Origin of the sequence: Pseudoflavonifractor sp. MCC625 (assembly GCF_018784545.1) — a bacterium.
In the GTDB taxonomy this organism is placed as follows: Bacteria; Bacillota; Clostridia; order Oscillospirales; family Oscillospiraceae; genus Pseudoflavonifractor_A; species Pseudoflavonifractor_A gallinarum.
The window spans coordinates 18947-27600 of record NZ_WQOJ01000033.1 but is presented as its reverse complement, the minus strand read 5'-3'; the positions used below and the strand labels follow the sequence as shown (position 1 = coordinate 27600).

Here is an 8654-nt window from a genome sequence, read left to right as displayed (position 1 = left end):
TCAGGCCAGAATCCGCCCTGCTTTCCAGCGCCATTCTTGACTTTGTCGAAAATCGCTTACACAAAATTTTACGCCCGGCCGGCCTGATCCTCCTCTTTGGTGGACACGCGGCAGTACGCCGCCACACGAAGCTGCCTGCGAGTAGCCGCAGTTTTTGCCGCTTCCGGTTTGGCGGGAATCTTAATGACTCTTGGGACTGTTTCTCTCATTGCAGGTCGCTCCTTTCGATGACTTGTCCGTTTTTGAGGCGCAGCCTAACTTGCCGTTGGTTTACAACGACTTCCGATACCGTGCATCTCATCAGTTCTGCGGTCGTTTTTTCAGCAGTTGTAAACTGGCGGCGCAAGCGAACGGTTTCGTATTCCTCGTTACCCAATGCCACATATTGTTCGGCGGCAATCTTCAGAATGAGTGATCTTGCGTGTTCTTCGTCAATGGGTTGCTGTTCCAATATCTCATCCAGCTCCATCTGCGCAGAGGATGCATTGCGTGATTGGCACCGCAGGGGCTGTTCGATAAGTGCGGGGGTCTGGAGCAGACCATCGAGCAAGGCTACAACTTGCTGCTCCACGGCAGCACTGATGCTTTTCGTGCAGAGCTTGCGTAACACTTTCTGTAGTTCTGTTTTCTGTGGAGGAGCTGCCTTTTGAGCCAGCTTTTCTGCGACCGCATGAAGTTGCTCCTGCTCGATCAGCTTCGGATACCCCTTTTCTCCGGCGTAGCGGTTATCTTCAAGGATTCTGGCAATGGTGTTTTTGTTCCAGGAGCGCCCTTGGTCATAGGTCACACCCTGTTCCTGTAAGGTATCCGCCAGTTTTTGCAGGGACTCGCCCATGAGATATTGCTTGAAGATCTGTTGAACCACTTTTGCTTCCTCTGCGTGGATCACTACTTCCCCCAAGGTGATCTTGTACCCAAAGGGCTGTTTCCGATTACCCATTATCGTACCGTCCTCTCGATCCTTTCTCTCAACTCCAATCCGTTTTTCAGGCGGAAGCGGATGGAGACATTGCTTTCCACGATGATCTTATCAATGAGTTCACCAAACAACTCCGCTTCGAAGGTGTCGAGGAAGTCCGGCCAGTTCTCCAGCAGGTCAAGGAGCTCCTGGGTCTGCTGGGCAGTCATGTCGCTCTCGGCATCCATCAACTTTTCCTTTTCCAGCTTTGTCTGTCGGAGTTGTTTGGTCAGTTCATTGGTTTGGGATATAAAAATGTCAGGATCAACGAGGCCCTGTTGCTTGAGAAAGGCCAGCGTCTGATTCTGACTGGAAAGTTCTGATATTTTTTTGTTCAGGGAAACGATGTCAGGACTCCAGAGCATCCTGCAGTTTCGGATGACCTGGAGCGAGGTGAGCATTTGCCCAAAGACGGGGCCGCTCTGATGCTTGAGTTTATAATACAGACGGCAGAACGCTGCATACACCTCATTTTCCGGAATTGGTCCCATACAACACTCTGGCTTGCGTTTTTTATCATGTCCAATGCAGACCCAATAGGCGGTAACTCCTCGAAGAACTTTTCTTCTAAATGGAGACCCGCAATCTTCGCAATACATTTTCTTCCGTAGTGCGAATGGGGTATTTTCGGTTAGTTTAATCTTATCTGCCCTTTTCTTCATGAGGGCATTTGCTTTGCTGAATACTTCAGCCGATACAATCCCTTCGTGTGTACCCTCTGCGTAGTATGCCTCTCGTTCTCCACGATTCAGCATTGTGCGAGTTGGCAGGGTATCCGTTGTATAGTATTTCTGCCACAGCGAATCTCCCATGTACTTTTCATTCGAGATAATATAGCGAATAGCCGTTGAATCCCATACCACCCTGCCGGAGCGACACGGGATTTGGTCATCGCAAAGCCCCTTCGCTATCCGTTCCACGCTAATTCCTTTAAGGTATTCGTCAAAGATCCTTTTGACAATTGCTGCCTGCTTTGGATCTGGTACCATCTTGCCCTCTACACGATAATACCCGTACGGAAGAACGGGTGGCACATATGTCCCGCTCTCCATTCTGCGCTGATAGCTCCAACGCATATTGCCGGAGATGGACTCGCTTTCTTTCTGAGCGAAGGCGGCGTAGATGGCAGTGATGAGCTCACTGCTTACATTGGCGGTGTTAATCCCCTCACGCTCGAACCGGACATTTACACCAAGTTCCTTCAGTTCACGAACATTTTCGAGACACTCTTTGGTGTTTCGGGCGAAGCGGGAGATGGATTTGACGAGGATCTGGTCAATTAGGCCTCGTCGACAGTCGGCCATCATACGCTGGAAGTCATCCCGCTTTTCAGCAGAAGTGCCGGTGATGCCCTCATCGGCATAGATGTCAACCAGGCTCCACTCAGCTTTCTCAGCTATCAGCTCATTATAGTATCGGTTTTGTGCCGCAAAGGAGTTGAACTGATCCTCGGAGTCGGAACTGACACGAGTATATGCGGCCACCCGCAGTCGAGCCTTTTTCGGCTGCTCCTGCGCTTCGATTTTAATGACTCGGTATGCCTTTTCTTCCAAGGCTGCCGCACCGTCTGTCTGCCATGCTTTTGCCATGTCGTTCCACCTCCTTTTTTGCAACACAAACATTACCACAACACCGCTGAAATAGCTAACACTAAATGAAGAAATCAGAGAGAAATAATCAGCTCCACGCTGTTTTCTGCAGCGATTCTGGAAGCTACTTTTCGCAGTTCCTTTTCTGTAAATAAACCGTTGTCACGCAGCTTGCGGAGCAACAGAATGATTCCGTAAAAATTAACGTTCTTGTTCATGGCAGCCTCCTTTTGAGATTCGTCTTGCGGAATATATGAAGCGGGAGCCGCCCATCGATTGGAAGAATATTGCTTTCCTGGGCATGGTGCGGCTCCCGCTGTGTTTGAGATTCTTACTTCTTACTTGATCCTATTCGACACTACTTCCCGGATCATGGGCGGCTAAACTAACCAGCGGCTGGCGCCGCCCTCCGGGAATCTCACCCCTCCGAGGATCTCTCCGAGCTGCCCCCATCGCGTGAAGCTGTGGCTGGACAGTGAGTACAGGCTGGCGGTGTCATCGCAAGACAGCTTGCCAAAGCTGCTTTGGGCTGAGTGGGTACCGCTCGTCACCTTATAAGGCCGTCTTTTATGCGGGTGCTCCGCACAGGTGAGTCTTGGCGCACTTGCCGTATTGCTTGTCCCCCTCGTCAGGGGCTCGCCAGCCGACATTATTAGTCGCCGGATATGGCCTCAGGGTGTAGGCGTTTTTCAAGGTGCTGTTTGAAGTTCACTTTTAACTTCAAGAAAATTGTAACTCTGTTCAAACAAAATTCTTATGACCTTGTAGGCCGGGTTTTGGAGCAAAAACCCGACCTGTTAGGTCTGGTTTTCGGGCAATTCCTCTATTTGGTCGAGAATGTTATGTATTTGCTTGATCATTCGTTTCATCCGGAACGGGTCATGAACAGTTCCTTTGATCAAGTAATCAAGAGACACGTGCAGTATGTTGGACATATCGATTAACAGGTCGATGGACACACCCCTTCTGCCAAGTTCCAGTCTCCCCATGTGTTCAGGGGTAATGTTCAGTTTTTCTGCCAATTGCTCCTGCGTAAAACCGCATTCCTTACGTGCCTGCTTGAGTCGACATCCAAATTCAACTTGATTGAAGTGCATACGCTTCCTCCGTTTCGTTTGAGATTTTGGAAAAGGAAAAATCTCAAACACGGAGGCTCTCTGCATCGAGGCCGCCAATACAGAAAAACGAAAAAGGCATCCCTGCGGGCGTGATAACCCGCAAGGATGCCTTGGTGCGCGATGATATTATAGCCGCCACCGGGAGGCAGCGGAACGAGGGCGTGGAGAAAAACCGCCATGCCAGGAGGAATGGCGCAGCAGAGCAGAGTGGCGGGTGGCACTCGTAATAATTCGATATTGTTCGTGGGAAGACGATAAATTTCGAGTTTATAAAACCTCGCAGAAGACGTACCTGTCCCTGTGAGGCCATTTAGCTGAAATATTCTGTTGTACTTAGCTACTCGAAACAGGTCATTTATCTACCTCCGTTCCCTGTGGGAAACGGGGGCTATCAGGGGTAACAAGTCTATTGCCCCATGCTGATGCCACCATTTCTATGTCATTTATCACCACCTATTACATTTGGAAATTTATTATACAAAAAGTTTTACGGATTTTTTAGCATTTTTTGTCAACGCTGCCCCCATTATGGTATTTGCTGTTGAAACAGCTGTTGCCGTAGCTCTATTTAGCACTCGTACAAACAAAGGGCCTCTGAAATCAGAGGGCCTTTGTGCTTAGAACGGAAGAACTTTATGTGCCACACGAAATCGTATTGCCGCATTTTTTGTAACACTCATCTATATTTTGGTAGAAGAATATTATAGGCGCCGTCAAAGATCGCGTATCCATGACCTGGCTCTGGCTGCCATTCGTAACGATTTTTGTTTTCGTCCGGAAACAGATGCGTCATAATAGCGGCAATCACACCGCCGTGGGTGATGATGCAGGTGTCCTCCCGTATTTCGGAGAGTGCAGCCAGCACACGCTCACACATCTTCGCACCGCTTTCACCTTCGGGCGGTACATTGGTATCGTTGTCCCCGGTGAGCCACGCCTGATAAGCTGGGGTGTCTTTCAGATTTTCGTAGCTATGCATTTCGAAAATGCCGAAATCCACCTCCCGGAAACGGGGATCAGCTTCGTATGGTACATCACCGAATAAAATATGCAGGGTTTCCTTTGTCCGTTTCATGCCGCTGGTGATAAAGGGGACATTTTTGATGTCATAATGAAGCTGGCTCAATTCTTTTCTACCTGCATCAGACAGGGACAGATCGGTACTGCCGCAGTAGAGATGGCATTCATTGGCCTCTGTCTTGCCATGGCGAATCAAGTAAATCGTCATTTTAATCTCTGCTCCAATCCGCAGAAAATCCGGCTAATCTGGAATGCTTCCTTGCTCAGATATTGAGCGAGTCTGCCGGTGTCTTGCCGCCACACCCTGGTTTCGGCACCCATGGGAACCACACCGCAGAAAATATCCTGTAAAATCAGAATGCTGTCCTGCCACAGTTCTCGGTGTGCCTTGAAATAACCGATGGGATCAGGATGACCGTAGGTAAATTCTTCGATTTTATAGATACACCGCTTGGAAAAGTTGATCTCCCCGGTGCCGCAGGTATGTACGTCTGCATCCGTAATGCCAAAGGCATCCTTGGCAAAATCCAGCTTGCCCTGATAGGCTCCTCCGATAATTAGAATCATAGTTACCTCCTAAATGAGCGCATACACTGCCACAGCGCACAGTTCTCCAATGGTCAGTGCATAGCCGGAAATATCGCCGTTCATGCCGTCCAAGGACTTGTAGGCTCGCCACAAAGCCAGACCATAACCAATCAGGCATCCGATCAGTGCAAAGCCATACTTGCCACAAAGAAGGAAGCCTGCCACAAGGAAAACGCACAGTATGATCGTCAACACCACCGTGTGGATTTTCGGCTTTTTATGCTCCGCATACTGGCTGGTGGACATAGGCTTCAGGCCAGTCACTGCCAAAGCGGAACAGCACCGACTCACTGCCGGAACAAAAATCAAAATCAGAAAATCAGCCGTTTCAGGAGCAGATGCAAACAGAGTAAACTGAGTCAGTATCAAAAGCACGATTCCGATGACCGCAAAACTGCCCACACGGGAATCCTTTAAAATTTCCCGTCTGCGCTCCAAATCCCGACAGGACTTCACTGCATCAGTCACATCCATGTAGCCGTCCAGATGGATGAAGCCGGTGACGATGTAGGGATAGGCACAGAGAACGAATCCGGTCACAAGGGCTGGCAAATTCAGTAGTCGGCAGAGCCATGCCAGCGCCGTCCAAATTACACCGATCTCTAAACCTACGATGGGAAGAAACAGGAGCATCTTGCCTTTGGCCCTTTCATCCCAAATCTGAGGAACCGGGATGAAGCAGAACATACTCTGGCACATAACAAAAGCATGAAGGTAGGTTTTCATATGCATAAAGTCCCCTTGTGTATGATGAGCTGTCCGGCAGATACTTCGACCACAGCATCGCAGACTTTTGCCAAGCATCGGTCAATGGAAGCCAGGCACTTTCGGTAAATTTCCGTGCTTTCGGAGTACCTCTCCGCATCGGAATAGATGTAATCGCTGACAAAGATGACATGACGGACAGTTCCGGCAAATTGAATCATCTCATCCGCACAGCGGTTTGCCGCCTCCAGATCCATTTCATAATTTTTCTCGATGGGAAAAAGAGAATTTTGAATCAATGCGGTGACGCTGTCCACCAGAAACACACCGTCTTTGTCCGCTGTGCTCAAGCAGTCCATGATATTGCGGAAACATTCCACCGTTTCAAAGCCCATACCATCCCGATCCGCAATATGGCGGCGGATACGGTCATCGTCTTCCGCGCCGGTTGAAATCATGGTCGCCACATAGTAATGCTTTCCACCCAATGCTACCGCAAGGTCTTGTGCAAAGGTGGATTTCCCATTTTTGGCACCTCCGGAAATGAAGCAGGTCATTGTACGCCCTCCACGGTGAACTTATCACCCTCCCGGATTTCCTCCAGATAGTCATCGTCGATGCCAGCTTGATCGAAAGTTGCCATATCGTTGATGATAGCGCAAGCTGCATCCAGAATTTTAAAGGCCAGTGGGCAACCGCTACCTTCACCTAACCGCATTCCCAACAGGAAAAGGGGCTGAAGTTCCATCGCATCCATGGCCAGCTTGTAGCCGATTTCGTAGGACGCATGGCTGGGAACCAGGTAGCCTTTCACATTGGGACACAGCTTATAAGCACATAGGGCGGCAACGGCTGATATGAAGCCGTCGATCACCACCGGACGGCGGGTGGCGGCACAGCCAAGGAAGGCACCGCACATGGCAGCGATATCAAAACCTCCCACCTTGGACAGCACATCGACAATATCGTGTTTGTTCGGCTGATTCACTTCGATGGCGGTTTTGATGACTTCTTTCTTCTTGAGGAAACTATCATCGGTGATACCACCACCGCGCCCCGTCACCGCATCCACATCCGCATCCAGCAGGACAGAGAGAACCGCCGAGGAAGTTGTGGTGTTTCCGATGCCCATTTCTCCGATTCCAATCACATCCGCATCGGTTTCCTGCGCCAGTTCCATGCCAAGCAAGATAGCCTGTTCTGCCTGTGATCTGGTCATGGCAGGACCGCGGACGATATTCTGAGTACCATAGGCAATCTTCCGGTTCAAAACCAGGGGATCCCTAATATCCGCATTAACACCAACATCGCAAACCGTGATATCACAGCCGAAGTGTTTGCAGAGAGTAGCGGCTCCGGTCTTGGCACGAGTCAGGTTGATCGTCTGTTGCAACGTGACAGATTGGGGAGCACTGGATACGCCTTCCGCAACCACACCGTTGTCTGCAGAAAAGACCAGCAAATGCTTTTTCTCAATTCGATTTAGTATCTTTCCCGTGATACCCGCCAACTGAACGGACAGATCCTCCAACCGCCCAAGGCTTCCGGGCGGTTTCGCAAGCTGTGCCTGCCGCTGCCTTGCGGCATCCATAGCCGCAAGATCAAGAGGCACGATGCTGTTCAAAAGGTTATTCAAACTCATACCATTTCCTCCAAGAGCCAATACACTGATGATTCAGCATCCGGTGTTTCAATGGTGAAAGTCGCATCCATGCAGAGGTGCTCGGCTTGTGCTAAAAATTCCCGCATAGGAATTGTCCCGGAGCACAAGCAGCTGTGCGTATCTTTCTTTCCGTCATTATTGTGTATATGGAAATGGCTAATATAGGGGGCAGCAAGATTCAGCCAATCAAATACCGATATCTTTGAATAGGCATTTACATGTCCTATGTCCAAGCAAAGGCGCAGCCGGGGATCATTGACCGTCTTTACAATTTCAATCAGCATTTCCGGTTCTTCTTCAAAAACATTTTCCAGTACGATGGACACATCCAACTCATCCAGGAACTGTGTCCAGAAGCGTATTGACTGTTCAATATACCATGATGGGTAATAAATTCCGGGATTGTATCCACCGTGAATGATTATTTTCTTCGCACCGTAATCCCTTGCAAGCAACAATGCCTGTTTGTATCGCTGATCGGCAAGAACCCTCGCCTTCGGATCAATTGCACAGGGGAATAATTCGCTAAATGGAGCGTGAAGCAGCAGTCTGGAAATACCAACTGTCTCCTGACGAATGCGCTTGTCGGTTTCAGTGAACTTTTCATCCATATTCCATGCGGTACAGTATTCCGCAAGTTCCAACCCCAAACCGTATTTTGAGGCCAGCGCACCCGCCTGATCATCTATAGTGGAAATATAAAGCTGCTCTTTTTTCATCCGGGAGTCTCCATACCTGTCACATTATCTTCTGTTCTTTTCGCAAGATGTGCAATTTCTGAAAACTTAGACAGAACAAAGTCATACCCTCCTTTGCTGTGAGGCAGCAGGCAGTTGATGCAGTCTTTGACACCCTTTTCGGTGTAGATAAAATTGCCACCGCACTTTTCACCGAGTGCGTACAACGGGCAATAGCAAAACAGACAGTTGAAGGTTTCATCATCTGCCGACGAATGGCACGGAAAGTATTCGCATGTCCTGTTTTGGAAAAAAGAATAATCAAATGATTTCACA

General features: G+C 49.2%; 12 protein-coding genes. All 12 read right to left on the bottom strand.

The window, feature by feature from the left end; genetic code table 11:
- Positions 1-68: 68 nt before the first annotated feature.
- Positions 69-209, bottom strand: coding sequence for a hypothetical protein (locus GPK94_RS11970; protein ID WP_215655927.1), 141 nt, complete (start codon positions 207-209; stop codon positions 69-71).
- The gene (locus GPK94_RS11965) at positions 206-940 is read right to left on the bottom strand and encodes a recombinase family protein (RefSeq protein ID WP_215655926.1); all 735 of its coding nucleotides are present in this window, start codon (positions 938-940) and stop codon (positions 206-208) included. Before GPK94_RS11965 ends, GPK94_RS11970 begins: the two co-directional genes overlap by 4 nt.
- On the bottom strand, positions 940-2547 hold the full coding sequence (locus GPK94_RS11960) for a recombinase family protein (RefSeq protein ID WP_215655925.1): 1608 nt from the start codon (positions 2545-2547) through the stop codon (positions 940-942). The genes GPK94_RS11965 and GPK94_RS11960 overlap by 1 nt, the downstream gene beginning before the upstream one ends.
- A gap of 74 nt (positions 2548-2621) precedes the next feature.
- Positions 2622-2765 carry a hypothetical protein gene (locus tag GPK94_RS11955; RefSeq protein ID WP_215655924.1) on the bottom strand — a complete coding sequence of 48 codons (144 nt, stop codon included), beginning with the start codon at positions 2763-2765 and terminating at the stop codon, positions 2622-2624.
- A gap of 579 nt (positions 2766-3344) precedes the next feature.
- Positions 3345-3644: a helix-turn-helix transcriptional regulator gene (locus GPK94_RS11950; RefSeq protein ID WP_215655923.1), complete on the bottom strand. Its 300-nt coding sequence runs from the start codon at positions 3642-3644 to the stop codon at positions 3345-3347.
- A 697-nt stretch (positions 3645-4341) separates the two neighbouring features.
- Positions 4342-4893 carry a histidine phosphatase family protein gene (locus GPK94_RS11945; RefSeq protein WP_215655922.1) on the bottom strand — a complete coding sequence of 184 codons (552 nt, stop codon included), beginning with the start codon at positions 4891-4893 and terminating at the stop codon, positions 4342-4344.
- Positions 4890-5252: a bifunctional adenosylcobinamide kinase/adenosylcobinamide-phosphate guanylyltransferase gene (locus GPK94_RS11940; protein ID WP_215655921.1), complete on the bottom strand. Its 363-nt coding sequence runs from the start codon at positions 5250-5252 to the stop codon at positions 4890-4892. The genes GPK94_RS11945 and GPK94_RS11940 overlap by 4 nt, the downstream gene beginning before the upstream one ends.
- 9 nt (positions 5253-5261) lie before the next feature.
- On the bottom strand, positions 5262-5999 hold the full coding sequence (locus GPK94_RS11935; RefSeq protein WP_215655920.1) for an adenosylcobinamide-GDP ribazoletransferase: 738 nt from the start codon (positions 5997-5999) through the stop codon (positions 5262-5264).
- Positions 5996-6535: a bifunctional adenosylcobinamide kinase/adenosylcobinamide-phosphate guanylyltransferase gene (locus GPK94_RS11930; protein WP_215655919.1), complete on the bottom strand. Its 540-nt coding sequence runs from the start codon at positions 6533-6535 to the stop codon at positions 5996-5998. The genes GPK94_RS11935 and GPK94_RS11930 overlap by 4 nt, the downstream gene beginning before the upstream one ends.
- Positions 6532-7620 (bottom strand): nicotinate-nucleotide--dimethylbenzimidazole phosphoribosyltransferase, encoded by a 1089-nt coding sequence (gene cobT / locus GPK94_RS11925; RefSeq protein WP_215655918.1) that lies wholly within the window; start codon positions 7618-7620, stop codon positions 6532-6534. Before cobT ends, GPK94_RS11930 begins: the two co-directional genes overlap by 4 nt.
- A complete protein-coding gene (locus GPK94_RS11920; RefSeq protein ID WP_215655917.1) occupies positions 7617-8360 on the bottom strand; it encodes a sugar phosphate isomerase/epimerase family protein in 744 nt (247 codons plus the stop codon). Before GPK94_RS11920 ends, cobT begins: the two co-directional genes overlap by 4 nt.
- On the bottom strand, positions 8357-8653 hold the full coding sequence (locus tag GPK94_RS11915; protein WP_346728031.1) for a cysteine-rich small domain-containing protein: 297 nt from the start codon (positions 8651-8653) through the stop codon (positions 8357-8359). The genes GPK94_RS11920 and GPK94_RS11915 overlap by 4 nt, the downstream gene beginning before the upstream one ends.
- Position 8654: the final 1 nt, after the last annotated feature.

Bases quoted from the DNA above. Each gene is read 5' to 3' on its own strand.
- GPK94_RS11955 (WP_215655924.1), bottom strand. From the start codon at position 2,765: ATGAACAAGAACGTTAATTTTTACGGAATCATTCTGTTGCTCCGCAAG.
- GPK94_RS11920 (WP_215655917.1), bottom strand. From the start codon at position 8,360: ATGAAAAAAGAGCAGCTTTATATTTCCACTATAGATGATCAGGCGGGT.
- GPK94_RS11930 (WP_215655919.1), bottom strand. From the start codon at position 6,535: ATGACCTGCTTCATTTCCGGAGGTGCCAAAAATGGGAAATCCACCTTT.
- GPK94_RS11965 (WP_215655926.1), bottom strand. From the start codon at position 940: ATGGGTAATCGGAAACAGCCCTTTGGGTACAAGATCACCTTGGGGGAA.
- GPK94_RS11970 (WP_215655927.1), bottom strand. From the start codon at position 209: ATGAGAGAAACAGTCCCAAGAGTCATTAAGATTCCCGCCAAACCGGAA.
- GPK94_RS11940 (WP_215655921.1), bottom strand. From the start codon at position 5,252: ATGATTCTAATTATCGGAGGAGCCTATCAGGGCAAGCTGGATTTTGCC.
- GPK94_RS11935 (WP_215655920.1), bottom strand. From the start codon at position 5,999: ATGAAAACCTACCTTCATGCTTTTGTTATGTGCCAGAGTATGTTCTGC.
- GPK94_RS11945 (WP_215655922.1), bottom strand. From the start codon at position 4,893: ATGACGATTTACTTGATTCGCCATGGCAAGACAGAGGCCAATGAATGC.
- cobT (WP_215655918.1), bottom strand. From the start codon at position 7,620: ATGAGTTTGAATAACCTTTTGAACAGCATCGTGCCTCTTGATCTTGCG.
- GPK94_RS11950 (WP_215655923.1), bottom strand. From the start codon at position 3,644: ATGCACTTCAATCAAGTTGAATTTGGATGTCGACTCAAGCAGGCACGT.
- GPK94_RS11960 (WP_215655925.1), bottom strand. From the start codon at position 2,547: ATGGCAAAAGCATGGCAGACAGACGGTGCGGCAGCCTTGGAAGAAAAG.